This is a genomic window from Hymenobacter sp. 15J16-1T3B (assembly GCF_020711235.1).
Taxonomy (GTDB): Bacteria; Bacteroidota; Bacteroidia; order Cytophagales; family Hymenobacteraceae; genus Solirubrum.
Genome location: NZ_JAJFAV010000025.1, coordinates 20,220 through 45,843, shown reverse-complemented (window position 1 = coordinate 45,843; position 25,624 = coordinate 20,220). Strand labels below are relative to the sequence as shown.

18 protein-coding genes are annotated in these 25,624 nt (G+C 64.9%); 11 read left to right on the top strand and 7 right to left on the bottom strand.

Going from position 1 to position 25,624, the window contains the following annotated elements; translation table 11 throughout:
- Positions 1-29 precede the first annotated feature (29 nt).
- From LJ737_RS25880 to LJ737_RS25860, 5 genes are all read right to left on the bottom strand, one after another.
- Positions 30-329, bottom strand: coding sequence for a hypothetical protein (locus tag LJ737_RS25880; RefSeq protein WP_227769677.1), 300 nt, complete (start codon positions 327-329; stop codon positions 30-32).
- A gap of 30 nt (positions 330-359) precedes the next feature.
- On the bottom strand, positions 360-1,217 hold the full coding sequence (locus LJ737_RS25875) for a nitrilase-related carbon-nitrogen hydrolase (RefSeq protein WP_227769676.1): 858 nt from the start codon (positions 1,215-1,217) through the stop codon (positions 360-362).
- Between the two features lie 265 nt (positions 1,218-1,482).
- On the bottom strand, positions 1,483-2,859 hold the full coding sequence (hydA, locus tag LJ737_RS25870) for a dihydropyrimidinase (protein WP_227769675.1): 1,377 nt from the start codon (positions 2,857-2,859) through the stop codon (positions 1,483-1,485).
- A gap of 206 nt (positions 2,860-3,065) precedes the next feature.
- The gene (locus tag LJ737_RS25865; protein WP_227769674.1) at positions 3,066-4,418 is read right to left on the bottom strand and encodes an aminotransferase class III-fold pyridoxal phosphate-dependent enzyme; all 1,353 of its coding nucleotides are present in this window, start codon (positions 4,416-4,418) and stop codon (positions 3,066-3,068) included.
- Positions 4,419-4,625: 207 nt separating this feature from the next.
- Positions 4,626-6,098 carry a CoA-acylating methylmalonate-semialdehyde dehydrogenase gene (locus LJ737_RS25860; protein WP_227769673.1) on the bottom strand — a complete coding sequence of 491 codons (1,473 nt, stop codon included), beginning with the start codon at positions 6,096-6,098 and terminating at the stop codon, positions 4,626-4,628.
- Positions 6,099-6,386: 288 nt separating this feature from the next.
- Here LJ737_RS25860 and gltB point away from each other — a divergent pair, with 288 nt between their 5' ends.
- From gltB to LJ737_RS25825, 7 genes are all read left to right on the top strand, one after another.
- Positions 6,387-10,910 carry a glutamate synthase large subunit gene (gene gltB, locus LJ737_RS25855; RefSeq protein ID WP_227769672.1) on the top strand — a complete coding sequence of 1,508 codons (4,524 nt, stop codon included), beginning with the start codon at positions 6,387-6,389 and terminating at the stop codon, positions 10,908-10,910.
- 236 nt (positions 10,911-11,146) lie between these two features.
- Positions 11,147-12,619, top strand: a complete 1,473-nt coding sequence (locus LJ737_RS25850; RefSeq protein ID WP_227769671.1) for a glutamate synthase subunit beta — start codon at positions 11,147-11,149, stop codon at positions 12,617-12,619.
- 140 nt (positions 12,620-12,759) lie between these two features.
- Entirely contained in the window at positions 12,760-13,062 is a 303-nt protein-coding gene (locus LJ737_RS25845; protein ID WP_227769670.1) for a hypothetical protein, read from the top strand.
- 24 nt (positions 13,063-13,086) lie between these two features.
- Positions 13,087-14,457, top strand: a complete 1,371-nt coding sequence (locus LJ737_RS25840; protein ID WP_227769669.1) for an ATP-binding protein — start codon at positions 13,087-13,089, stop codon at positions 14,455-14,457.
- Between the two features lie 8 nt (positions 14,458-14,465).
- Complete coding sequence (locus LJ737_RS25835; protein ID WP_227769668.1) at positions 14,466-16,634, top strand: ATP-binding protein; 2,169 nt, start codon at positions 14,466-14,468, stop codon at positions 16,632-16,634.
- A 41-nt stretch (positions 16,635-16,675) separates the two neighbouring features.
- Positions 16,676-17,065 carry a response regulator gene (locus tag LJ737_RS25830; RefSeq protein ID WP_227769667.1) on the top strand — a complete coding sequence of 130 codons (390 nt, stop codon included), beginning with the start codon at positions 16,676-16,678 and terminating at the stop codon, positions 17,063-17,065.
- Positions 17,055-18,101 (top strand): adenylate/guanylate cyclase domain-containing protein, encoded by a 1,047-nt coding sequence (locus LJ737_RS25825; RefSeq protein WP_227769666.1) that lies wholly within the window; start codon positions 17,055-17,057, stop codon positions 18,099-18,101. Before LJ737_RS25830 ends, LJ737_RS25825 begins: the two co-directional genes overlap by 11 nt.
- 297 nt (positions 18,102-18,398) lie before the next feature.
- Here the strand turns inward: LJ737_RS25825 and LJ737_RS25820 are convergent, their stop codons facing one another.
- The gene (locus LJ737_RS25820; RefSeq protein ID WP_227769665.1) at positions 18,399-21,158 is read right to left on the bottom strand and encodes a cyclic nucleotide-binding domain-containing protein; all 2,760 of its coding nucleotides are present in this window, start codon (positions 21,156-21,158) and stop codon (positions 18,399-18,401) included.
- 118 nt (positions 21,159-21,276) lie between these two features.
- Between LJ737_RS25820 and LJ737_RS25815 the strand changes: the two genes are divergently transcribed.
- Positions 21,277-21,873, top strand: coding sequence for an HD domain-containing protein (locus LJ737_RS25815; protein WP_227769664.1), 597 nt, complete (start codon positions 21,277-21,279; stop codon positions 21,871-21,873).
- A 93-nt stretch (positions 21,874-21,966) separates the two neighbouring features.
- Entirely contained in the window at positions 21,967-22,383 is a 417-nt protein-coding gene (locus tag LJ737_RS25810; protein WP_227769663.1) for an EamA family transporter, read from the top strand.
- Between the two features lie 132 nt (positions 22,384-22,515).
- On the opposite strand, the gene LJ737_RS25805 is transcribed toward LJ737_RS25810, so the two are convergent.
- Positions 22,516-23,763, bottom strand: a complete 1,248-nt coding sequence (locus LJ737_RS25805) for a galactokinase (RefSeq protein ID WP_227769662.1) — start codon at positions 23,761-23,763, stop codon at positions 22,516-22,518.
- 442 nt (positions 23,764-24,205) lie between these two features.
- On the opposite strand from LJ737_RS25805, the gene LJ737_RS25800 reads away from it, so the two are divergent.
- Both LJ737_RS25800 and LJ737_RS25795 read left to right on the top strand, forming a co-directional pair.
- Positions 24,206-25,129 (top strand): S41 family peptidase, encoded by a 924-nt coding sequence (locus LJ737_RS25800; RefSeq protein ID WP_227769661.1) that lies wholly within the window; start codon positions 24,206-24,208, stop codon positions 25,127-25,129.
- Positions 25,117-25,530, top strand: coding sequence for a hypothetical protein (locus LJ737_RS25795; protein WP_227769660.1), 414 nt, complete (start codon positions 25,117-25,119; stop codon positions 25,528-25,530). Before LJ737_RS25800 ends, LJ737_RS25795 begins: the two co-directional genes overlap by 13 nt.
- Positions 25,531-25,624: the final 94 nt, after the last annotated feature.

Sequence of the window (25,624 nt, the reverse complement as noted above, 5' to 3'; positions counted from 1 at the left end):
TGCGCCGTGCAGTAGCTGGTTTGGCCGGTCTAGGCCGTCATGACGTAGGCCAGCGCCCACCCAAGCAGCCCCAGCCCGAGGACAATGGCTCCGAGCAGCAGATTCGCGTAGCCCACGTCCTGCTTTTCCTGGTCGCCGCTGCTGACCGCCAGGGTCAGGCCGCGCTTCGAGAAGTACAGGCCTGCAACGCCGAGCGGCACCCAGACAAGCAGGGCCAGGGGCAACAAGACCTCGACAACGAACCCGAGCAGTAGCAGCCCGAACGGCAATGCGTAGCTGTAAGTCGCGCGTTGGTATTGCTTGACTATTTCGGCTCGACGGGTTGACACTTCGTCTTGGAATTTACTGGGGCGGCCGGCTTACAGCTCCACCAGTTTCTCGTAGGTTTCGGGGCGCCGGTCGCGGAAGAACTGCCAGGTGGCGCGCACCTCGTCAATCATGTCCAGGTCGAATTCGGCCACCAGCAGCTCGTCCTTGTATTCGTCGGCCTCAGCAATGATCTGCCCGCGCGGGTCCACGAAGTAGCTGGTGCCGTAGAAGCGGCCCAGGTTCCAGGGCTTTTCTTCCCCGACGCGGTTGATGCAGCCCATGAAGTAGCCGTTGGCCGCCGCGTGGGCGGGTTGCTCCAGCTTCCAGAGGTACTGCGAGAGGCCGGCCACCGTGGCCGAGGGGTTGTACACGATTTCGGCCCCGTTCAGGCCCAGCACGCGGGCGCCATCGGGGAAGTGCCGGTCGTAGCAGATGTACACGCCCACCTTGGCGTACTTGGTCTGGAACACCGGGTAGCCCAGGTTACCGGGCTTGAAGAAGTACTTCTCCCAGAAGCCCGAGGTGTGCGGAATGTGGTTCTTGCGATACTTGCCGAGGTAGGTTCCATCGGCGTCGATGACGGCGGCCGTGTTGTAGAGGAAGCCGGCTTGCTCCTTCTCGTAAATCGGCACAATCATCACCATGTTGTACTTCTTGGCGTACTCGGCCATGCGCTCGGTCGTGGGGCCGGGCACCGATTCGGCCGAGGCGTACCAGGCTTTGTCCTGGCCGGGGCAGAAATAGGGCGTGTTGAAGATTTCCTGCAGACACAGAATCTGCACGCCCTGCCGACCAGCTTCTTCGATCAGGGGAATATGCTTCTGCATCATGGCCTCCTTGATTTCCTCAATCGTGCCTTCGCCCTCGGTCATGGGCAAGCTCATCTGGATCAAGCCAGATTTAATCATTCTGGGCATTGTGGGTACGCGGTTATTTGGTTGGGAAAGGGTTCAAAGGCTTCAAGTGACAGTCCAACAAGAACTGTCATTCTGACGAAGGAAAGTCCTTCCTTCGTCTTATTACAGACGGACAAGTCTTTGGTATTCAACATGTAGCTGCGCTCAGGCAGCAGTCAGGGGTGAAGCAGGCCCTTTGGCTATGCCGAACCCCAGATGAAAGAAGACCTTCAGGGTTATCGTTCCTGAATGACCTTGTCCCCTTCTCTGTCTTAAGTTAGTAATTAACTGGTCCTCTGCGGATAAACTGCCCGTAGCCGCGGCCTACCTTCGTCTCGCCCGCGTCCACGGCAACCTTGCCGCGCAGTAGCACCGTCTCGATTTTGCCGGTCAGCTCCCAGCCTTCGTAGCCGGAGTAGTCCACGTTCATGTGGTGGGTCTCGGCCGAAATCGTGTGCTTTTTCGTGGGGTCGATGAGCACCAAATCCGCGTCGGCACCGATGCTAATGGTGCCTTTGCGCGGAAACATGCCGAAGATTTTGGCTGCGTTCGTGCTCGACACCTCCACGAACTTTTGCAGCGAGATGCGGCCTTTATTTACGCCTTCTGAGAAGAGCAGCTCCATGCGGTGCTCGATGGCCGGGTGACCGTTCGGAATCTTGGAAAAGTCGTCGGCACCCATCTTTTTCTGCTCCCACATAAAGGGGCAGTGGTCGGTACCCACCACCTGCACCAGGCCCTGGTTGATGCCGGCCCAGAGCGTCTGCTGGTCCTTTTTCTCCCGCAGCGGCGGCGACATTACCCACTTGGCGCCTTCAAAATCGTCGCCATAGAGCGAGGCGTCGAGCAGCAGGTACTGAATGCAGGTTTCCACGAACACGCGCTGGTTGCGCTCAGTGGCGCGGCGCACCTGGTTCAGGGCGCCCTCGCAGGTCAGGTGCACGATGTAGGCGTTGACGCCGGTGTAGTTGGCAATGTCGGCGAAGCGGCCCGAGGCTTCGGCTTCGGTTACCTCCGGTTGCGAGAGGTAGTGGTAGCGCGGCGTGAGCTTGCCCGCGGCCCGGTGCTGGGCAATGAGCGTGTCAATCATGTCGCCGTTGGTGGCGTGGGCCGTCACCAGCCCGCCGTGCTTTTTCACTTCCTGCATCAGGCCCACCATCTGCGCGTCGTCAATCATGAGCGCGCCCTTATAGGCCATGAAGGTTTTAAAGGAAGTAATGCCCTCGGCCACCATGTCCTTGATTTCCTCCTTGGTGCTCGGGTTGAAATCCGTCACGGCCATGTGGAACGAGTAGTCGCCCACTGCGGTGCCGGTGGCCCGTCCCTGCCACTCGGTCAGCGCCTCGCGCAAGGAGTGGCCTTGCTTCTGCAGCACGAAGTCGATGACGGTGGTGGTGCCGCCGTGCAGGGCGGCGCGGGTGCCCGTCTCGTGCGTATCGGAGCTGAAGGTGCCCATGAAGGGCATGTCCAGGTGCACGTGCGGGTCGATGCCGCCGGGCACCACGATTTTGCCGGTGGCGTCGATGACTTCGTCGGCCTGCACCGGCAGGTTCTTCCCGATGGCAACGATGGTTTCGCCGTCAATCAGGATGTCGCAGACGCTGTCGGAATCGGCCGTAACTACCCGGCCATTTTTAAGAAGCAAAGACGCCATTCAGCAGGAAAAAGAAAGACCGTAATCAGAGGGAAAATATAGGCTTTTCCTCGCTGATTTCAATTTATCAAACAGCAGAATTATTACTATTCAGAAAATAGTCACCCTACCCCGCGTAATGCGAGGTGAACAAACCCTCTGTAATAATTTGCATGCGCTTAAAAGCAGCTATTACCGGCTGCTTTTAAAGCTAATTGCACCACCAGTTAATGCACGTGCTGGTCGGCAATGCGGATGGCCTCCGAAATAATGGCGAGGCCTTCGTCCAGCTCATCTTTGGTGATGTTGAGCGGGGGCGCAATGAAAATGTAATTCCAGCGCACGAAGGTGTACATGCCCAGCTCGCGGATTTTGGCCGCTACCTGGTTCATCACCGCCATTTGGTCGGGGGCGGCGTTCCAGGGCGCCATCGGTTCCTTGGTGTCGCGGTTCTTCACCAGCTCCAGGCAACCGAACAAGCCGGTGTTGCGCCAGTCGCCGATGCTCGGGTGCTCGGCCATCAGGTCGCAGATGCGGGCGTCGAGATAGTGGCCCAGCTCCCGCACGTTTTCGAGCATGTTTTCCTCCTCGTAGATGTCGAGCACGGCCACGGCGGCGGCGCAGGACACCGGGTGGGCCGAGTACGTGAGGCCCAGCGGCAGGGCGCGCTCGTCGAAGTAGTGCGCGATTTTGTCGTCCACCATCACCGCGCCCAGGGGCAGGTAGCCGGCGGTGATGCCCTTGGCCATGCACATCAGGTCGACTTTCACGCCGTGGTGGTCGGAGCCAAACCACTTGCCGGTGCGCCCGAAGCCCGACATGACCTCGTCGGCGATGAGCAGAATACCGTGTTTATCACAGATTTCGCGCACCAATTTCCAGTAGCCGGGCGGGTACTTGATGCAGCCCGAGGTACCCGACTCGCCCTCCAGAATGATGGCTGCCACGCTGCCGGGGTTTTCGTAGCCGATGATGCGCTCCATGGCCGCGGCGGCGCGCTCGGCGCACTCTTCGGGCGTGGTGCTGTACCAGGGGCAGCGGTAGAAGTAGGGGTTTTCGACGTGCACCGTGCCGGGCATAGCCTGCGAATCGACGGCGAACTTGCGCGGGTCGCCGCCTACGCTGATGGCCCCGTAGGAAGCGCCGTGAAACGACTGGTACAGCGACACGATCTTATGCCGGCCGGTGTAGATGCGGGCCAGCTTGATGGCGTTTTCAATGGCCTCGGCCCCGCCCAGGGTGAAAAACGCCTTGGTCAGGTTCGGCGCGGTGATTTCCGCCAGCCGCTTGCCCAGGTCGCCGCGGGCCTTGGTAATCATGCCGGGGTACACGTAGCTCAGCTCCCGCATCTGCGCGGCCACCGCTTCGGTCACTTTCTGGTTGCCGTGGCCGATGTTGACGTTCATCAGCTGCGACGAGAAATCGATGTAGCGCTTGCCGTCCCGGTCCCACAAATACACGCCCTCGGCGCGCTCCGCATTGATGGGGTTCAATCCGGCCTGTTTGGACCAGGAAAACAGGGTATGCTCCAGGTTATCCCGCAGGATTTGCTCCTTGTCGGTTTCGGTAAACGTTTCCATTGTGGGGTGGGAAAGAAAGGGGAAGCAGGGCGCATTTCTGCGTCCTTTAAATATAGGCAAAAAGGCAGCGAATAATTATTGCCGATCAAGATTATTAGGCAATAATTCAGGGCGTCAGCCGAAGCCGCTCTACCGCTTCGTTGTATTGTGCGGTAGAGCGGCTTCGACAAACGTCCGCCGGATCAAGCATGCGGTGCCAGCCAGATCCTAGCTCATCCAGTTCACCCGCGACTCGGGGTTCCACTTGGTCGTGGTTTTCTTGAGCTGGGTCCAGAATTCAATGGAGCTTTTGCCGGTGATGTCGCAGGCGCCGAACTTAGACTCGTTCCAGCCACCGAAGGAAAACGGCTCCCGGGGCACCGGCACGCCAATGTTGACGCCAATCATGCCGGCGTTGGCGTGGTCCATCACGTAGCGGGCCATGCTGCCGCTCTGCGTGAACACGGCCGCCGCGTTGCCGTAGGGGTTGGCGTTTTCGATGGCCAGGGCCTCGTCCAGCGTGTTGGTGCGCAAGATGGCCAGCACCGGGCCGAACACCTCTTCCTGGGCAATGCGCATGTCGGGCGTCACGTAGTCGATGACGGTGGGGCCCACGTAGTAGCCGTCTTCGTGGCCGGCCACTTGGGCGCCGCGGCCGTCGAGCAGCACCTTGGCACCAGCGGCTTCGGCCTCGGTAATGTGCTCTTCGATGCGCGCTTTGGCTTCCTTGCTGATAACCGAGCCCAAGTTCTGGCCGGGCACGATTTTTTTGGCCTCGTCCACCAGCTTCTGCACGATGTGGTCGACGGCGCCGACGCCTACCATGGTGGAGCCGGCCATGCAGCGCTGGCCCGCGCAGCCCGACATGGAGGCGGCCACATTGGAAGCCGTCATGTCGGGGTGGGCGTCGGGCAGCACCATCAGGTGGTTTTTGGCTCCGCCCAAAGCCACGCAGCGCTTCAGATTGGAAGTGGCGCGGATGTAAACGACTTTGGCAATCTTGGTGGAGCCCACGAACGACACAGCCTCGATGCCGGGATGGTCGCAGATGGCTTCCACAATTTCCCGGTCGCCGTGCACGATGTTGAGCACGCCGTCGGGCAGGCCGGCTTCCTTAAGCAACTCGGCAATCTTGCCGGCACTGAGCGGCACTACTTCCGAGGGCTTCAGAATCATGCAGTTGCCGAGCACCAGGGCGTTCGGAATGGTCCAGTGCGGGACCATGTTGGGGAAGTTGAAGGGCGCAATGCTGGCCACCACGCCCAAGGGCTTGCGCTCCACGCGGGCTTCCACGCCCTTGCTCACTTCCAGAAACTCGCCCTGAATCAGCTGGGGCATGGAGCAGGCAAACTCGGTCAGCTCGACGGCCTTTTCGACCTCGGCCCGGGCTTCGTCGAAAGTTTTGCCGTTTTCCTCGCGCACCAGTTCGGCCAGGGCTTTCATGTCGCGCTCCAGCAGCGTTTTGTAGCGGTAGAAAATCTGCACCCGCTCCTTGATGGGCATGGCCGACCAGGCGGGGAAAGCGGCTTGGGCAGCCTGCACGGCTTGGTCCAACGCGGCTGCACCGGACAAGGGCACCGTGGAAATCACCGCGCCGGTGAGCGGGCTGAACACATCCAGGGTGCGCGCCCCGGCGTCTTCGACAAACTGACCAGCGACGTAGTTGCGCACCGCTGGGTACTTCAAAACTTCGACTTCCATGTTACCAAATTGTTAAGCCGATGCAAGTAATGGGTTTGATGCATATGTGCAAGTCCGGGATTGAAAGATTGGCAATAAACAGCCGTCAGTAACGGCCAAGTTTGCCATAACAATCGTTTGCGGAAGGCCCTGCGAGTAGCAACAACGCAGTTTTCGGGCTGATTCTAGTGCAGCGGCAGGCGAATATTTTTTTGCGGGAGTTGTTCGCCATCCGAACCGGATTATTACCTACCTTACTGATTCGCTCCGCTGCTTCCCTACCGCATTCCCGCTTAGCACTAGCTACCAATGACGCCAACTCCTTCCCTGGGCCTGTACCGCCCGGAGTTCGAGCATGACGCCTGTGGGACGGGATTCATCGCGTACCTGAACGGGCAGAAGTCGCACCAGATCATCAGCGACGCGCTGACCATGTTGGAAAACATGGAGCACCGCGGCGCCTGCGGCTGTGACGCAGATTCCGGCGACGGCGCCGGGCTGCTGCTGCAACTCCCCCACTGGTTTTTCCTCGAAGAATGCACCGCCCTGAGCATCCGCCTGCCCGAGCCCGGCGGCTACGGCGTGGGCATGCTGTTTCTGCCCAAGGATGTGGCCGCCCAAACGGCCTGTCGCCAAGTCATCAACGCGGCCGGTAAGCAGTTGGGCCTGCCCATCCTGGGCTACCGCCCGGTGCCTGTGAACCCGGCCGGCATTGGGCCGACGGCCTTGGCGGCCGAGCCGGCCATCGAGCAGGTGTTCGTGCTGCGCCCGCCGGGCTTGGCTACGACCGAAGACTTCGAGCGGAAGCTGTACGTGCTGCGGCGCTTCATCACCAAGATGGTGGCAGAGGCGGTGCCGGCGGCGGGTGAAGACTTCTATTTCGCCTCGTTGTCGAGCCAGACCATCGTGTACAAGGGGCAGCTGACCACTTACCAGGTGCGCGGCTACTTCCCGGATTTGTCGGATGCGCGGGTGACGTCGGCGTTTGGGATGGTGCATTCGCGCTTTTCCACCAACACGCTGCCGAGTTGGAAGCTGGCCCAGCCCTTCCGGCATTTGGCCCATAACGGCGAAATCAACACCCTGCGGGGCAATCTGAACTGGTTTTACGCCGGGGTGCGCTCCTACGTGTCGCCCTACTTCACGCGGGCGGAAATGGACATGCTGCTGCCGGTTATCGACAGCCAGCAGTCGGACTCGGCCTGCCTGGATAACATCGTGGAGGTGCTTTTGCACTCGGGCCGGCCCTTGCCGCACGTGATGATGATGCTGGTGCCCGAGGCCTGGGACGGCAACGAGCAGATGGACCCGCTGAAAAAGGCCTTCTACGAGTTCCACGCCACGTTTATGGAGCCCTGGGACGGCCCGGCGGCGCTGCTCTTCACCGACGGGCACCTGCTCGGGGCCATGCTGGACCGCAACGGCCTGCGCCCGCTGCGCTACACCCTCACCGACGACGGGCGGGTGCTGGTGGCCTCCGAAACCGGCGTGCTGCCCATTGACGAAGCCATCATCACGAAGAAAGGTCGCCTGCAGCCGGGCAAGATGCTGCTCATCGACACGCGGGCGGGCAACATCGTGACGGACGAGGAGCTGAAGGCCCAAGCGGCCCGGCAGCAGCCCTACGGGCAGTGGCTGGACGAGTACCAGATCCGGCTGGAGGAGTTGCCCGAACCCCGGCAGGTATTCACCGACTTGGCGGCCGACGCCGTGTTCAAGTACCACCAGGTGTTTGGCTACACCCGCGAGGACATCGATACGATAATCACGCCGATGGCCTTGGAGGGCAAAGAGCCAATTGGCTCCATGGGCGTGGACGTGCCGCTGGCGGTATTGTCGGATCAGCCGCAGCACCTGAGCAGCTACTTCAAGCAGTTCTTCGCCCAGGTGACCAACCCGCCCATCGACCCGATCCGGGAGCGGCTGGTGATGAGCCTGGCCACCTTTATCGGCAACAACGGCAACATCCTCGACGAAGACAAGATGCACTGCCACTGCGTGGCGCTGCGCCAGCCGGTGCTGACCAACCACGAGCTGGAAAAGCTGCGCAGCATCGACACAGGGCTGTTCAACGCCAAGACGCTGCAGACCTACTTCAAGGCCGACGGGCAGCCCGGCGCCCTAGCCGACGGGCTGGCGCGCCTGTGCCGCTACGCCGAGGACGCGGTGCGGGACGGCTTCGAGGTGCTCATCCTCTCCGACCGGGCCGTGGACTCCAAGCACGCGCCGATTCCGTCCCTGCTGGCCGTGTCGGCGGTGCACCACCACCTGATCCGGCTGGGCGTGCGCGCTTCGGTGGGCTTGGTGGTGGAGGCCGGCGACGTGTGGGAAGTGCACCATTTTGCCTGTTTGCTGGCCTTCGGGGCCTCGGCCATCAACCCCTACCTCGCGCTGTCGACGGTGCAGACCATGCACGCGGGCGGGCAGCTGCGCACCAGCCTGGACGCCGACAAGCTGCGGCAGAACTACATCAAGGCCGTGTGCGACGGGCTGCTGAAGATTTTCTCGAAGATGGGCATCAGCACCCTGCAGTCGTACCAGGGCGCGCAGGTGTTCGAAATCCTGGGCATCAACCAGGCGGTAGTCGACCAGTATTTCACCGGGGCGGTGACGCGCATTGGCGGGCTGGGGCTGGATGAAATTGCCCGGGAAACGCTCTACAAGCAGTTTCAGGGCTTCAAATCGTCTTCGGCGGAGGAGCAGCCGCTGCTGCCGGAGGGCGGGGTGTACCAGTGGCGGCGGCGCGGGGAGGCGCACATGTTCAACCCCGAAACCGTGCACCTGCTGCAGCACGCCACCCGCACCAACGACTACGCGGTGTACCGGCGCTATGCCCGGCTGGTGAACGAGCAGCAGGAGCGGCTGTTTTCGCTGCGCGGGCTGCTGGACTTCGCCCGGCACCGCCCGGCCATTCCGCTGGAAGAGGTAGAGCCGGCCGAAACCATCATGCGGCGTTTTGCCACCGGGGCCATGTCGTTCGGCTCCATCTCGCACGAGGCGCACAGCACCCTGGCCATTGCCATGAACCGCATCGGGGGCAAGAGCAACACCGGCGAGGGCGGCGAGGACCCGATGCGCTACGAACGGCTGCCGAACGGCGACTCCATGCGCTCGGCCATCAAGCAGGTGGCTTCGGCCCGCTTCGGCGTGACGGCCCAGTACCTGACCAACGCCGACGAGCTGCAAATCAAGATGGCCCAGGGCGCCAAGCCGGGCGAAGGAGGCCAATTGCCGGGCCACAAGGTGGACGAGTGGATTGCCCGGGTGCGCCACGCCACGCCCGGCGTCGGGCTGATTTCGCCCCCGCCCCACCACGACATCTACTCCATCGAGGATCTGGCCCAGCTCATCTTCGACCTGAAAAACGCCAACCGGGCGGCTCGCATCAGCGTGAAGCTGGTGTCGAAGGCCGGGGTGGGCACCATTGCGGCGGGCGTCGCCAAGGCCCACGCCGACGTCATCCTCATTGCGGGCTACGACGGCGGCACCGGCGCCTCCCCCATTTCCTCCATCAAGCACGCCGGGCTGCCCTGGGAGCTGGGCCTGGCCGAAGCCCACCAGACTTTGGTGCGCAACCAGCTGCGCAGCCGCGTCGTGCTGCAGGCCGACGGGCAGGTGAAAACCGGCCGCGACCTGGCCGTGGCCGCGTTGCTCGGCGCCGAAGAATGGGGCGTGGCCACGGCCGCCCTCATTGCCGGCGGCTGCATCCTGATGCGCAAATGCCACCTGAACACCTGCCCGGTGGGCGTGGCGACGCAGGACCCGGAACTGCGCAAGCTGTTCACCGGACAGCCCGAGCACATCGTGAACCTGTTCCGCTTCCTGGCGGAGGAGCTGCGCGAAATCATGGCCGGGCTGGGCTTCCGCACGGTCAGTGAAATGGTGGGTCGGCCGCAGTTTCTGAAGGTGCGCGACAACCTCACGCACTGGAAAGCCCGCACCCTGGACCTGACTGACCTGCTGCAGCCCGTGCCCAACCCCTCGGGCGGCACCCTGCACCAGAGCGAGGAGCAAGACCACGGCCTGCGCCAAATCCTGGACTGGCAGCTCGTCAAGCACGCCCGCCCGGCGCTGCAGGCGCGCACGCCGGTGTTTGCCACCTTCGCGGTGCACAACACCAACCGCACCATCGGCACCTTGCTCAGCAACGAGGTGACCAAGCGCTACCAGGGCGCCGGCCTGCCCGCGGATACCATCAACTTTACCTTCCGCGGCTCGGCCGGGCAGAGCTTTGGCGCGTTTTGCGCGAAGGGCCTGGCATTCAAGCTCGAAGGCGAGGCCAATGACTACGTCGGCAAGGGACTGAGCGGGGCGCAGCTGGTGATTTACCCGGCCGCCGAAGCCCGCTTTGTGCCCGAGCAGAACATCATCATCGGCAACGTGGCCCTGTACGGCGCCACCTCCGGCGAGCTGTTCGTGCGCGGGCAGGCCGGGGAGCGGTTTGCGGTGCGCAACTCCGGCGCCACGGCGGTGGTGGAGGGCGTGGGGGACCACGGCTGCGAGTACATGACCGGCGGCCGCGCCCTCATCCTGGGCCGCACGGGGCGCAACTTCGCCGCCGGCATGAGCGGGGGCATTGCCTGGGTGTACGATCCGGACGGCTCCTTCCCCGCCAACTGCAACCGGGAAATGGTGGAACTGGACCCGCTAGCCGCCGACGACGAGGACCAGATACGCGCCTTGTTGCACCAGCACCAACAGCTCACCGGCTCCCGGCTGGCCGCCTTCCTGCTCGACAACTGGGCCGAAGAAGCCGGGCGCTTCGTGAAGGTGTTTCCCTCCGAGTACAAGAAGGTGCTGCTGGCAGCGCGGTTCGAGCCGGCTCGGACGTAGCGCCTGCCGGGCGCCTCACCCCCGGCCCCCTCTTCGAAAAAGGAGAGGGGGAGCCTGGCGTCAGCAACGGCGTCGTGTAGTATCGGCAGGCAAAGTAGAGGATGGCAGCAGGAGCGGATTCAAACCAACCAGAAACAATTATCAACGCATCAAAGCCAACCGCCCGCAGTCGTCAGGCTCCCCCTCTCCTTTTTCGGAGAGGGGGCCGGGGGGCGAGGCGCACACGAGGCGACCATATGGGACACATCACCGGTTTCAAGGAATACGAGCGGCAGCTGCCCCCGAAGGCGGCGCCGCAGGAGCGCGTGCGGCATAACCAGGAGTTTGTGGGCATGTACGACGAAGCCCAACTCACCACGCAGGCGGCCCGTTGCATGAACTGCGGCATCCCGTTCTGCCACGCGGGCTGCCCGCTGGGCAACATCATCCCGGAGTTCAACGAAGCCGTGCACCGGCAGGATTGGGAGCAGGCCTACCAGATTCTGGCCTCCACCAACAACTTCCCCGAATTCACCGGCCGCATCTGCCCCGCGCCCTGCGAGGCGGCTTGCGTGCTGAGCATCAACCGGGCACCGGTGGCCATCGAGGAAATCGAGAAGCACATCATCGAGCTGGCCTTCGCCAAGGGGTACGTGCGGCCCACGGCCCCAGTGCTCAAGTCGGGCAAGACGGTGGCGGTGGTGGGCTCGGGGCCGGCGGGGCTAGCCGCGGCGGCCCAGCTGGCCAAAGCCGGGCACTCCGTCACGGTGTTTGAGCGCGACGAGCGGCCCGGCGGCTTGCTGCGCTACGGCGTGCCCGACTTCAAGCTCGAAAAGTGGGTGATTGACCGCCGCCTCGAGCTGCTCGAAGCCGACGGCGTGCAGTTTCGCTGCGGCGTGGAAATCGGCCGCGACCTGCCCGCCGACGCGCTGCTCCGCGACTTCGACGCGGTGGTGCTGGCCGGCGGCGCCCTGGCCCCGCGGGATTTGCCCATGCCCGGCCGGGAGCTGCACGGCGTTCATTTCGCCATGCCCTACCTCACCCAGCACAACCGCCGCGTGGCCGGCTTGCCCCTGGAGGGCGAAGAGCTGCTGGTGACGGGCGAAGACGTGGTGGTTATCGGCAGCGGCGACACGGGCTCCGACTGCGTAGGCACGGCCAACCGGCAAGGGGCGCGCTCGGTCACGCAGTTTGCCCAGATGCACGAACCCACCGCCGAGCGGCCCGCCCACACGCCTTGGCCGCTGGAACCAGCCATTTTCCGCACGAGCACCTCGCACGAGGAAGGCTGCCAGCGCTACTGGGGCATCAAAACCAAGGCCTTCCTGGGCGACGCCGAAGGCCGGGTACGTGCCCTGTTGGTGTCGGACATCACCTGGGAAACCGACGTGCTGGGCCGCCGCCTGGGCTACCAGGAAATCGAGGGCTCGGAGCGCGAAATTCCGGCTCAGCGGGTGCTGCTGGCCCTGGGCTTCACCGGCCCGGAGCCGGGCGGCCTGCTCGCGCAGCTGGGTGTGGGGCTGGACGAGCGTGGCCACGTGCTGGCCGCGGAGCACAACTACCGCACCACGGTCGACAAGGTGTTCGTGGCCGGCGACATGCGCCGTGGGCAGTCTTTGGTGGTGTGGGCCATTTCGGAAGGCCGCGAAGCCGCCCGGCAGGTGGACCTGTGGCTGACCGGCAAAACGGCGCTGCCGAGCAAAAACGCGGTGGCCATGTGGGAGGCGTAAGCCGAAGGCGCAATTGCCGGAATCGGCCCGGCGGCCAGGCAACGGCGGGCCCCTGTTTCGAATCTAATTTGGCGGCACCGGGCTTCGGCTTTGGTGCCGCTACGCTTCTAGTCGCATCTTTGGCCGCCAATTGCTTGTTGATGCCCGTTAGTTTCCGCCTGTTCCTAGTGCTTACCTTGCTTGCGCTGACGGCCACGGCGGCCCAAGCGCAAACCCGAGCCGAGCCGGCTGCCGCGCCGGCGCCGCAGCAGGTCATGACGCTCCGCGTCACGCTGCCCACGGCGGTGGGCTACGCCATGCGCCTGCTCAGCAAGGACGATAAACCGGCCGATGCCGCGGCGAAGACCGCGCCGCGCACCAACAACCCGGTGCTGGTCTTTACCGTGCCGCTGCCGCAGCTGCTGACCAGCAAAAAACCCGCTCCCGCCCCGAAAAACGACTAACTTCCCCGCCCCTGCCCGGCTCGTATGGACGTCAACACCTCCCTCATCATTCCCATTGCGTTCAGCATGCTGGCCGTGCGCTGGATGCGGCAGCTCCTGGACCTGCCCACCCGCCTGCCCAGGCTCAACCGCCTGCTCGACTTTATCTGGGCGCCGGGCGTGGCCCTGCTGGTCCTCTCCTACGGCTGGGACTCCAACCTGCTCGACGAGGTCTACCAGCTGTTCGTGTTCGGGGTGGTGCTCTACGTGCTGCTGCGCTGCCAGGACTACCGCCCGGCCCGCACCATGATGCTGGCTTTGGCGCCGTTTGTGGCCTATTCGTTGATAGAATTGCTGGTGGCTTTTTTCGGCAAAAGCCTGCTCAAGAGCTACAACGAGGTGTTTGACACTTCGCAAGGCTTTACCATCATCTGGCTCGTGACCTTCGTGCTCATTGCCCGCAACCAGAAAAAACACCTGGAGCGGGAGCGGCTGGAGCGCGAGAAAGAGGTGCAGGAAAAGCGCCGCATCGAGGCCGAAAACTCCCAGCTCGAACGCATGGTGGCCGAGCGCACCGCCACGCTCACCCAGCAGGCCCAGGAGCTGCAGCACGCCCTCGACGAGCTGAAAACCACCCAGGACCAGCTCATCCAAAGCGAGAAGATGGCCTCGCTGGGCGAGCTGACCGCCGGTATTGCCCACGAAATCCAGAATCCGCTCAACTTCGTCACCAATTTCTCGGACGTGTCGGCCGAGCTGGTGCAGGAGCTGCTGGAGGAGCAGCAGCGCCCCGACCGCGACCCGGACCTGGAAGCCGAATTGCTGGCCGACCTCAAGCAGAACCTGGAGAAGATTACCCACCACGGGCAGCGGGCCGCCAGCATTGTGCGCGGCATGCTGGAGCACTCCCGCCAGAGCTCGGGCGAGCGGCAGCCCACCGACGTCAACACCCTCGCCGACGAGTACCTGCGCCTGGCCTACCACGGCCTGCGCGCCAAAAACAAGGCCTTCAACGCCACCATCAATACCTTCTTCGACCCGTCGGTGGGCAAGATCGAGGCCGTGTCGCAGGACCTGGGCCGAGTGCTGCTGAACCTGTTTACCAACGCCTTTTACGCCGTGCAAAAGCGCCAGGAAACGGCCGGCGCCGGCTTCGTGCCCACCGTGGGGGTGACGACGCGCCGCAACGCGGCCGGCGACGTGGAAATCCGGGTGCGCGACAACGGGACGGGCATTGCCGAGGAGGTGCGGCAGAAGATCTTCCAGCCCTTCTTCACCACCAAGCCCACCGGCGAGGGCACCGGCCTGGGCCTCTCGCTCAGCTACGACATCGTCACCAAGGGCCACGGCGGCACGCTCGACGTCGACTCCGAAGTCAACCAGGGCACCGAATTTATTATCACCTTGCCCAGCTAGGCCGCCCTATGCGACGCCTGCTCCCGCTGCTTTTCCTCTTGTTCGGGCTACGGCCGGTCCCGGCGCAGGTGCCCGATACGGCGGCCCTGGCGCTGCGCCGCCTGCCGGCCGCCGGCCTAGTGCTGCGGCAGGACTGGCGCTACCACCCCGGCGACAACCCCGCCTGGGCCCGGCCGGAGTTCGACGACCGCGCCTGGGACACCATCGGCGTGGCCCGACCGGGCGCGGCGCTGCCAACCCGCGCCCTCGGCGGCATCGGTTGGTTTCGGCTGCGCCTGCGCCTGACCGACAGCCTGCGCTACCAAGCCCTGGGCTGCGTCATGGCCCGCGCGCTGGGCGCCGCCGAGGTGTACTGCAACGGCCGGCGCTTGGGCCAGTACGGCACGCTCAGCGCCGACCCAGCCCGGGTGCGGCCCGGCGGCTTCAGGCCCGACCCGCTGGACTTGCCGGTGGCCGAGCGGGGCGAGTTGCTGCTGGCCGTGCGCTTCGCGCCCTGGCAGCCGCCGGCGCCGCTGGCCCGCTACATCAGCCAGAGCCGACTGCTAAACGTGAAGCTGACGCTGCTGCCGCAGCCGCGTATCCGGTTTCAGGAAGTGGGCCAAAGCATGTCCATGGCCATTTACGCCGTGCAAGGAGGGGTGTTTCTGCTGCTCGGGCTGCTGCACCTCACGTTTTACCGCTACAACCGGGCCCAGCCCGCCAACCGCTACTTCGCCCTCTACGCCCTGCTGCTGGCCATCGGCTACCTGCCCGTCCTGAACCTGACTTCGCCGGACCTCGGGGGCGCCCTGCGCGAGTATTTCCTGAGCTACGTGTTTTTGTGCGCGGGCTGCCTCTGGGGCTTGCGCGCCCTCTACGCCCTGTTTGAAGTCCGGCCCGGCTGGTTGTACAAAAGCCTTTGGGCGGCTACGCTGCTGCTGGTGCCGTTTATCACGGCCGAGTACGCCCGGGGCTCGGCGTGGGGCACGGCGGGCCTGGTGGCGTTTGTGGTGCTGGTCGGCGGCGAGCAGCTGCGGCTGACGGTGCAGGCCGCCCGCCGGCGCCGGCGCGGCGCCCGGCTGATTGGGGCCGGCTTTGCGCTGAGCCTGCTCTGCTTGTTGTTTTACCTGTTCTCGGCCGTCTTCGTGACGCAGCAGCTGCCGGCCATTACCAACGCCTTTGCCGGGTCGCTGCTGTTCTTTTTCCCGGCGCTGGGCATCTCGCTGTACCTGGCCCGGGAGTTTGCCCTCGACGCCCGATTGCTGCAGCTCAAGCTTGGCGAAGTGGAGCGTCTCTCGGCCCAAACCTTGGCGCAGGAGCAGGAAAAGCAGGCCCTGCTGGCGCGCCAGAACGAAACCCTCGAAACCCAGGTGCAGCAGCGCACCGACGCGCTGCAACGCTCCCTCACCGAGCTGCGCGCCACCCAGGCCCAGCTGATCCAGAGCGAGAAGATGGCCTCCCTGGGCGAGCTGACCGCCGGCATTGCCCACGAAATCCAGAACCCGCTCAACTTCGTCAACAACTTCGCCGATGTAAGCCAGGAGCTGGTGCAGGAGCTGAAAGAAGCCCAGGCCGCCGGCGACGCCGAAGAAGTGGAGGCCCTGGCCGAGGACCTGGCGCAGAACCTGGGCCGCATTCACCAACACGGGCAGCGCGCGGCCGGCATTGTGCGCGGCATGCTGGAGCACTCCCGCCAGAGCTCGGGCGAACGGGCCCCGACGGACCTCAACGCGCTCTGCGAGGAATACCTGCGCCTGGCCTACCACGGTCTGCGCGCCAAGGACAAGACCTTCAATGCCACGCTCGATACGGACTTGGCCCTGGGCCTGCCGCTGGTGCCGGCCAGCGCCGCCGACCTGGGCCGGGTGTTGCTGAACCTGCTCAACAACGCCTTCTACGCCGTGCAGCAGCGCCAGCAGCGGGGCACCGAGCCGGGCTACCAGCCCACGGTTGGCGTATCAACCCGGCTGGCCGCGGGCGCGGTCAAAATCCGGGTGCGCGACAACGGGACGGGCATTCCCGAGGAGGTGCGGCAGAAGATCTTCCAGCCCTTCTTCACCACCAAGCCCACCGGCGAGGGCACCGGCCTGGGCCTCTCGCTCAGCTACGACATCGTCACCAAGGGCCACGGCGGCACGCTCGACGTCGACTCCGAAGTCAACCAGGGCACCGAATTTATTATCACCTTGCCGGCCTGAGGCCGCCGCCGGGCCTGGGCTTTCCCTTAGCTTTGCTTACGATGAAAATACTAGTAGTCGACGACGAGATGGACGTGCGCACGCTTTTCGAGCAGCGCTTCCGGCGCGAAATCCGCAACGGGCAGTTTTCCTTTTCCTTCGCGTATTCCGGCGAAGAGGCCCTCGATTACCTGCACGCGCACGCCTCCGAAGTAGTGCTGATTCTCAGCGACATCAACATGCCCGGCATGAGCGGCCTGGAGCTGCTGCGCCACATCCGCGAGGAGTACCCCGCCCCGCCGCCCCCGCAGGTGATGATGATTACGGCCTACGGCGACCAGGACAGCCACGACCAAGCCCTGCGCCTCGGCGCCGACGATTTCCTGACCAAGCCCGTCGACTTTGTCGCTCTCAAGGCCAAGCTGGCCGCCATGGAAACGCATGAAAACTAAAATCCTCGTCGTCGACGACGAAGCGGACCTGGAGCTGCTCATCAAGCAGAAGTTTCGGCGCAAAATCCGCGAAAACGTCTACGAGTTCGTCTTTGCCAGCAACGGGCAGGAAGCCCTGTCGGTGCTGGCCCAGCACCCCGATACCGACATCATCCTCTCCGACATCAACATGCCGGTGATGGACGGGCTCACGCTGCTCTCGAAGCTGCAGGAGGCCAACCCGGTGGTCAAGGCCGTGATGGTGTCGGCCTACGGCGACCTGCAGAACATCCGCACGGCCATGAACCGCGGGGCTTTCGACTTCGTGACCAAGCCGGTGGACTTCACCGACCTGGAAACCACCATGGAGAAAACCGCCCAGCACGTGCAGCAGCTGCGCGAAACGCTGCGCGCCATCCAGGAAAACAACATCCTGAAGATGTACGTGGACGAGACGGTGCTCAACGTGATGGCCCGGCCCGAGTTCGAGCACACGCTGATGGTAAGCGAAACGGTGCAGGCCAGCGTGCTCTTCGTCGACATCTGCGGCTTCACTTCGCTGTCGGAAGTGCTGCCCCCGGCCGACATCGTGGGCATGCTCAACACCTACTTCGACCAGATGGTGAAGGAAATCATTGCCCAGGGCGGCCGCGTCGACAAGTTCATGGGCGACGCCGTCATGGCCGTGTTCCGCGGCGACTTTCACCTCGACCGCGCCATCGACGCGGCCTTGGCCGTGCGCGCCACCGTGCAGGCCAACGAGTACACCCTGCCCGACGGCAAGCGGTACCAGCCGCAGGTGAGCATCGGCGTGAACACCGGCGAAATGGTGTCCGGCAACATCGGCTCGGCCTCGCTCAAGCGCCTGGATTACACCGTCATCGGCGACACGGTGAACGTGAGCCAGCGCCTGCAGTCGGTGGCCCAGCCCGGGCAGGTCATCATCACCGAATCGACCTACGAGCTGGTGAAGGAATCCTTCCAGTGCCGCCCCTTGCACGAAGTGACGCTGAAGAACAAGGCCCAGCCGGTAATGCTCTACGAGGTCGTGGCGTAGGAGGAGTGGTTTTGGTTGTGGGTTGTTTTTCGAGCGGCCGACCAACAAAAAGAACGTCATCCTCATCTGGCGTACGCACAGCTCAGGACCTTCCTCGAACCCTGCACCGCCACTGCCTACGAAGTACAGACGTGTTACCAATAACATTGAAGCGCAGCCACCGCGGCCCGGGCGATTGGGCGCTGGTGGCTGCGCTTTCAGTTTGTGCAGGGGTTAAGGAAGGTCCTTCCCTGTGCGTACGCCAGATGAGGATGACGACCTGGGAAGCCGGTAAGACGAACAACGCTAAACGAACCCCTACCGCACCACCGACTTCTCGTTTTGGCGGCGCAGGCGTTGGCAAAGCACCCGCAAAATGTTGCGCAGCACTTCGGGGCGCTCCTCCATCACATCGTAGAAGTCGTCCTGGTCGAGGCGGAAGGCAGTGACGGGGACCTGGGTGACGGCCGAGGCGGAGCGGGGCTCGGCGTCGAGCAGGGCCAGCTCGCCGAAAAAGTCGCCGGGGCCGAAAGTGGCCAGCTGCTGCGGGCCGGAGAAGATGCCGACTTCGCCCTCGTGCACGATGAACAGCGAGGTGCCCAGGTCGCCCTTGGCAAAAATCTGCTCCCCGGCCGGAAAGCTCACTTCTTTCATGATGGGCACGATGCTGCTGAGCACGTTTTCGGGGGTGGCGGCGAAGAGGGCGGTGTGCTTCAGCAGGGCCACCCGCTCGGCGGCGGAAATGCGGGATTCGGGGGCAGAATGGCTCATGAGGACGGAATCGAGGGTGGGCTGGTGGGCCTGCAGCTGCTGGTACAGCGCGGGCGCCTGCTGCTGCAGCCGCCGGGCCAGGGCCTCGGCGGCTTCGCGCACCAGCGGGCTGGGGCTGCCGAGGCGGGCGAGCAGGGCGGCCGCGTCGGCGAGGGCGGCGGTGGGCTCCCACTGGCCGAGGGCCTGGGCAATGGTCCAGTCGGTGAAGGCCGCTTCGCCGCGGCGCACTACGGTGGGCACCACGTCGGCCAGGGGCTCGTCGTAGGAGAGCAGCCGCTCGAAGGTGCGCAGGCGCGCGGCGGCCGGCGCCACTTCCAGCAGCGCCTGCAGGGCCTGGTAAACGGGCTGCGGAATGAGGTTGTCGAGGATTTCGAGGGCGTTGGCCTGCCGCTCGCGGGCGGCCTGAGCCACGCCGCGCTGGGCATCGGCAATGAGTTGGGGCGGGTAGAGCTGCAAGAGCAGGCCGAACAGGCGCTGCTGCACCCGCGTCAGCTCGTACTCCAGGCTGCGGGCCAGCGGCGCGGCGGGGTCCAGCTCCGTCAGGCCGGTGAGCAAGTGCCGGGCCAGCTCCAGCTCCTCCTGCACCAGGGCCTCGAACACCGGCGCGTCGGCCGCGTCGGGCGCGAAGCTGCGCAGGGCGCGCAGGGCTGTTTCGCGGCGGAACAGGTTGGGCTGCCAGGCCAGAGCTACCAGGGCCTGCCGGCTGCCGGGCAAAGGCAAGCGGCCGCAGAGCAGGGCCACGCGGCGCACCAGGGCGTCGTCGGCGTCGGGGCTGTCCAGGGCGCTGGCCAGGGCCGGCACGGCGGCGGGGCCGCGCTGTAGCAGGGCCTGCGTGGCCGCGGGCCGGGTGGCTTTGTCGCGCAGGGCCTCGATGAGCTGCCCGGGTTCGGCGGGCGCGAAGCTGCTGGAGTCAAACGCCGCCGGATCGAAATCGGGGTAGGCGCTGCCGCCGGCGTCGACGGTATCGGCCCAGCGCAGGGAGCTGGCCGTGTCCGAGCTGCTGGAGAAGCGGCGGCTCAGCGCGTGCTGCAGCTCGGCCAGGTAGTGCGCGTGGGTGCGGTGCAGAAAGTACCAGGCCACGAGCACGAACAGGCTCATCCAGGCGAAGGGCGCCCAGGCCGAGAGGTCGGGCTGCAGGTGCAGAACCAGCAGCAGCAACCCGGCCAGGCCCAGGCCCAGCGGCTCGTACACGCCCTTGGCCAGGGTGTGGGCCTGCAGGCGCTCGGGCGGCGAGAGGGGCTGAAACAAGGTCAGGAACAGCGGATCGAACAGGGCGCGGCGCAGCACTTCCAGGGTCAGAAACAGCCCGCAGAAGTAGAGCAGCAGGGTTTCTTCGTCGGCCTGCACGTACCACAGCGAGCCGGCCAACAGCATGCCCGCGGCCATCACGCCGGGCAGGGCCACCAGCATGCGGCGCACGCCCACCTGGTCGGTGGCGGCGCGCGAGAGCAGCAGCTTGAAGCCCAGGGCCAGCAGGTAGGTGACGACGAGCACCGAACCCACGTAGCGCATCACCGTGGCCTGGTCGTGGAACTTGTGCTTGACGTTGACGAAAAACGAGTACTCGATGCCGGTGGTGACGGCTGCAATGGCCAGCATGCTCAGGCACATCGTCAGCACGAGGCGGCTGGAACCAAACCAGCGCTGCAGGGCCGGCGCCACGGCCTGCTGCCGGGCGGCGCGGGCGGCTTCGCGCACTTCCACAGCGTGGCCGCGGCCGGTGGCTTGCAGCACCAGCAAGGCCCCCAGGTAAGCGCCAAAGGCCGTCAGCAGCAGCCAGAGCAGCTCGGAGTGGTGGTGAATGAGAATGGCCAGCACCGCGCCCAGGGCCTTGGCAGGCATGTCGCCGGAGCTGATGACGCCGAAGAGCCGCCGGCCCTGGCGCACGTCGAACACCACTGCCGACACGCCCCAAAATTCCAGGTTGGTGAGCAGGTAGATGACGCGGTAGCCCGTCATGATGGCCACCGCGGCGGCCACCGAGTGGCCCCAGACGACCAGCGCGGCCAGCACCCCGGTTAGCGCCAGGGTGGCCAGCAGCACCCGCACGGCCACGCGCTGCAGCCCAAGGTGGTGCTCGAAGTGGGCGTAGACCTTGCCGGCCCCAATCATGGCCGCCGCGGCGGCTACGTAAGCCAGCGGCAGGTTGCGCTCGGGGTTGTTTTCGAGCAGGATAACGTTGGCCGACACGTACACCAAGATGGTGCCGATGCCGAGCAGGAAGTTGTGCAGGAAGAACAAGCCCACCGTGCGCCCTTCCTCGGCGCGAATGCCCAGCAACTGGCGCCAGCGTGCAAGTAGTGTCATTCCGGGTAGCTGAATCTAAGCGGGCTCACGTCCCCAATGAAAGCTGCAAGATAGCGGCTGGCGCGGCCCGGCGCGGATTTTTCCGGTAATTACGCCCGTTTAGCCCCCTCTCCCGCCGATGGATTGCCCGCGCGCCGAAACCCACGTGCTCGACCTCCTTTGCCACCTGCCCGCCGACCTCAGCTACCACGGCCGGCACCACACCCTCGACGTGGTCACGGCCGCCGCCGCCCTGGCCGCCGCGGAAGGCATTGCCGACGCCGAGCAGCTGGCCCTGCTGCGGACCGCCGCCCACTACCACGACGCGGGCTTTCTGACGACCTACAAAGGCCACGAAGAAGCCGGCTGCGCGCTGGCCCGCCGGGTGCTGCCCGGCTTCGGCTACGCCGAGGCCCACGTCGAGCGGATCTGCTGCCTGATCATGGCCACGCAGATGCCCCAGGCGCCGGGCGAGGAGCCACTGGCCCGCATCCTCTGCGACGCCGACTTGGACTACCTCGGCCGCCCCGACTACTGGCCCATCAGCCAGACCCTGCGCGCCGAGCTGGCCGCCCGCGGGCAGCACTACGACGAGGCGGCCTGGCTGCGGCTGCAGGAAGAGTTTCTAACCGGCCACCGCTACTGGACGCCGGCCGCCACCGCCCGGCGCGAAGCCCCGAAGCAGGCCCGTCTGGCCGAAGTGCGGGCGCAACTGGCGCAACTGACCGCCTCCTGAGCCGCCCCACCGCCGCCGCGCTCCGGCCGCTGAGTACCATCCGGCGCGCGGCGGCCGTACACACCTGCCGTACCCGTTTTCGCGCCCTGACCTATGTGGTGGACCTACGCCCTGCTCTCCGCTTTCTTCGCCGCCCTCACCGCCGTACTGGCCAAAATCGGCATCAAGGGCGTCGATTCCAACCTGGCCACGGCCGTGCGCACCGCGGTGGTGCTGGTGCTGGCCTGGGGCATCGTGTTGTTCCGCGGCGGCCTCGGGCAGGTGCACACGCTCACGCGCCAAAACCTGCTGTTCCTCGGCCTCTCGGGTCTGGCCACCGGCTTGTCATGGATTTTCTACTTCCGGGCCTTGCAGCTGGGCCGAGTCACGCAGGTGGCCCCCGTCGACAAACTGAGCGTGGCCCTGGCCATCATCTTGTCGGTGGTGTTTCTGGGCGAGCGGCTGAGCTGGCAGGCGGGCCTGGGCGCGGGGCTCATCATCACGGGCACGGTGGTGCTGATCTGGGGCTGAGGCCGAAGGGGGCAAGCGACGGTTTCGCGGGCCACGCGCAGCGGCTGCTGGCGCCGGATGCCTGCGTCCCGTGCTCCAGTATCGAACCGGAAACCCAGGCCGGGCGCCGGGGCCGCCGGCAACCAACCTCGGTCAGCGTTCTGCCGCGGCCAGCTCGGCTTCATCTACCCGCACCACGCCGGGGCTGATGCCGGCCTGGTAGGTTACCAAGGCTCCTTCGCGGCGCTGCTGGTAGGCCCCGCCCACGTGGCGCACGAAGGCGTCGGCGGCGGCGGCGGGCAGCAGGTTCAGGGTGCAGCTGCTCAGGCCGCCGAGCATGCAGGCACCTAGCGTGCCGGCGAAGTCCTGGGCAATGAGCACCAGCTCGTCCAGCTCGGGGCAACTCACGGCGTAATCGTTGCGCAGCCCGGCGTGGGCGGCGTACATCTGCTGCCCCAGGGCCCGCACGTTGCCGGCCTGCAGGTGCATGGCGGCCAGCTCCGCGCGTTGGTGTTCGGCCAGCACGAAGGCGCAGCGCCGGTACACCGATTCCCCCATTTCCTGGCGGTAGCGGTGCAGCTGCATGGGCGTCACGTCGCGCAGGCTGCGCAGCTCGGGGTAGTGGCGGCGCAGCACGGCCAGGCCGCGGGCGCATTCGTCGTGGCGCACGGCGTAGCCGGCGCTGGCCCGGCTGCGCGAAATGCCCGCGTCGCAGAGCACGAAGCGGTACTGTGCGGCGTCGAAGGGCAGCAGTTCCACCTGCAGGCTGCGGCAGTCGAGGCGGGGCAGGTAGCCCGGCTGTCCGCACAGCGCCGCTACGTAGTCGACTAGGCCGGCGGGGTGCTCCACTTCGGCGTACTCGGCGCGCTGGGCCAGGCGGGCCAGGGCCAGGCCGTCGAGGCGGGCGTCGAGCAGCTGATTCAGGGCGTAGGCCAGGCCGCAGGCTACGGCGGCGGCCGGCGAGAGGCCCGCCCCCACCGGAATGTTGCCGCCAAACATGCAGTCGAAACCCGGCAAGGCGTAGCCCAGCTGCTGGAAGCCGGCGGCCACGCCCAGCAGGCGGTACATCCACGACTTAGCACCGGGCGGGCCGGTGGCGGCCAGCGGGGCTTCCACCACCACGTCGGAGTCGTAGGAATAGAGACGGGCGCGGCCGGTCGGGTTCAGGGCCACGGCTACTACCGCTTCGCGGTCGAGGGCGGCGGGCAGCACCCAGCCCTCGTAGTGCTCCAGGTGCTTGCCGAGCAACGTCACGCGGGCCGGGGCGCGCACCACCACGGGCGCAGCGCCGAAGTGCAGTTGAAAATCGGCCGCCAGGTCGGCGGCCAACGAGGTAACACCCATGAGTAGGTCGGAGTCGAAGCCGGTACTGGCGGCGCGCAAGGCGCAGCTGCTCAGCAAGGCGAAGGGGTTGAAAGCCGAACAAGAGACGGTAACAACCTTCGGGGGTGGGCTCGGACGAAGGGGGCGCGAGGAAGCAGCCAGCGCAGCGCCGCCGGGGCGCTGTGCAACTCTCCAGGGGAAAAATAACAAGAAAATCAGTAGCCGGCTATGTGCGGCGCACAGCTCGACGGCGAAAAGCTGATGAATTTGGTAAACTACCGCGCCGCAACATGCTGGTTATTAACGGCTCGGTGGTCATCAAGAAATAATTAAGGCGAACCTGCGCAGCATCTTCCCGGCATGTTTGCCAATTCGGTAGCGCTGGAAAACCACCCTTTTTTCTCAGCCAACTCATTCTACAGTGGCCACATATACGAATAAGTTCGTATGATTGCGACTACGAAATAATTCGTATGCTGCGCTGCTTCGGAGGCAGCTCTCAAGTTTGCGTTATCCTAGTATGACACATTTCCGCCTGTTGGCTCTGCTATGGGCCTTTATTGTTCCTGCGCTTTGTCGGGCGCAAAGCACGGCAACTCCTCCGGTGAATATCGTCCAGTTGGTGGATTCGGTGGCCCTGCGCCTGAACCAGCACTACCTATTTCCAGAAGAAGCACGCCGCATGGCCGCGTACGTGCAAGCCCAGGCCGACAAGCACGCCTACGCGGCGCTAACCGCCAATCCGGCCCTGCTGGTGAAGCAATTGCAGGCCGACCTGCAGGCCGCTCACCGTGACCCGCACCTGTTTGTGGAGTACAACCCGGCCCTGGCCCAAAAAAGTCGGCTGAACCCGCAGCCGACCGCAGCAGAAATGGCCCAAGCCAAAAAGTACTGGATAGCCAACAACTACCTCTTCAAGAAGGCCGAGGTGCTGCCCGGCAATATCGGCTACTTCCCCTTCACGGGCTTCGTGCCGGATCTGGCCGGCGCCCGACCTACCATCAGCGCGGGCCTGCAGTTTCTGGCCAATACGGCTGCCCTCGTCATCGATTTGCGCGACAACATGGGCGGCAGCCCGGACATGGTGAATTTGTTGGAAAGCTACTTTTTCAAGGAAAAGACGCACATGAACGACTTGGTTAACCGGTCGACCAACGACACCACGGTGTTCTACACCGACCCGGCCAAGGCGGGGCATCTTACCCTCTCGATGCCCCTCTATATCCTGACCAGCCGCGGGACGTTTTCCGGCGCCGAGGACTTTGCGTACGCCATGCAGGCAGCCAACCGCGCCGTCGTGGTGGGCGAGGCCACCGGGGGCGGCGCGCACCCGACCAAGCCCGTATCGGTGGGGCAGGGCTTCGTCGTTTCCATTCCGTTTGCCCGCTCGCTGAACCCGGTCACGCACACGGACGGGAAGGCACCGGGGTCGTGCCCGATGTAAAAGTGGCCGCCAAGCAGGCGTTGTCGAAAGCCCAGGAGCTGGCCTTGCAGGCACAGCGCCAGACGGCGGCCGGTGAGCAAGAAAAACGCCAGCTGGATTACTTGCTGGATGAGCTGGCGGCGCAGCGGCCAACAGCGCCCCCGCCGCTACGCCTGCTACAGCCCTACACCGGCACGTACGGGCCGCTGACGATTTACGTGGCCCACAACAAGCTGCTGTGCAAGAATAAGGACGCCGGCAATCTGATTACTCGCCTCACGCCGATTGCCCCCAATCGGTTTGTCCTGGATGACAATGCGCACGTCGAATTCCTGAAGGACAACTGGGGCGTTTATTCGCTGATTAAGCTCTACGTGAGCGACGGAAATGTATTTGAGGAACGGAGGAAAGCGGCCAACTAACCCGACAGCTCTTCCCGGTTTGCTGGCTGGGAAGCGGCTGCAGAGCCTTGTGCTTCTCGTCCAAGCAATTCTGCTTCTTGGCTTCCCCGGGCCC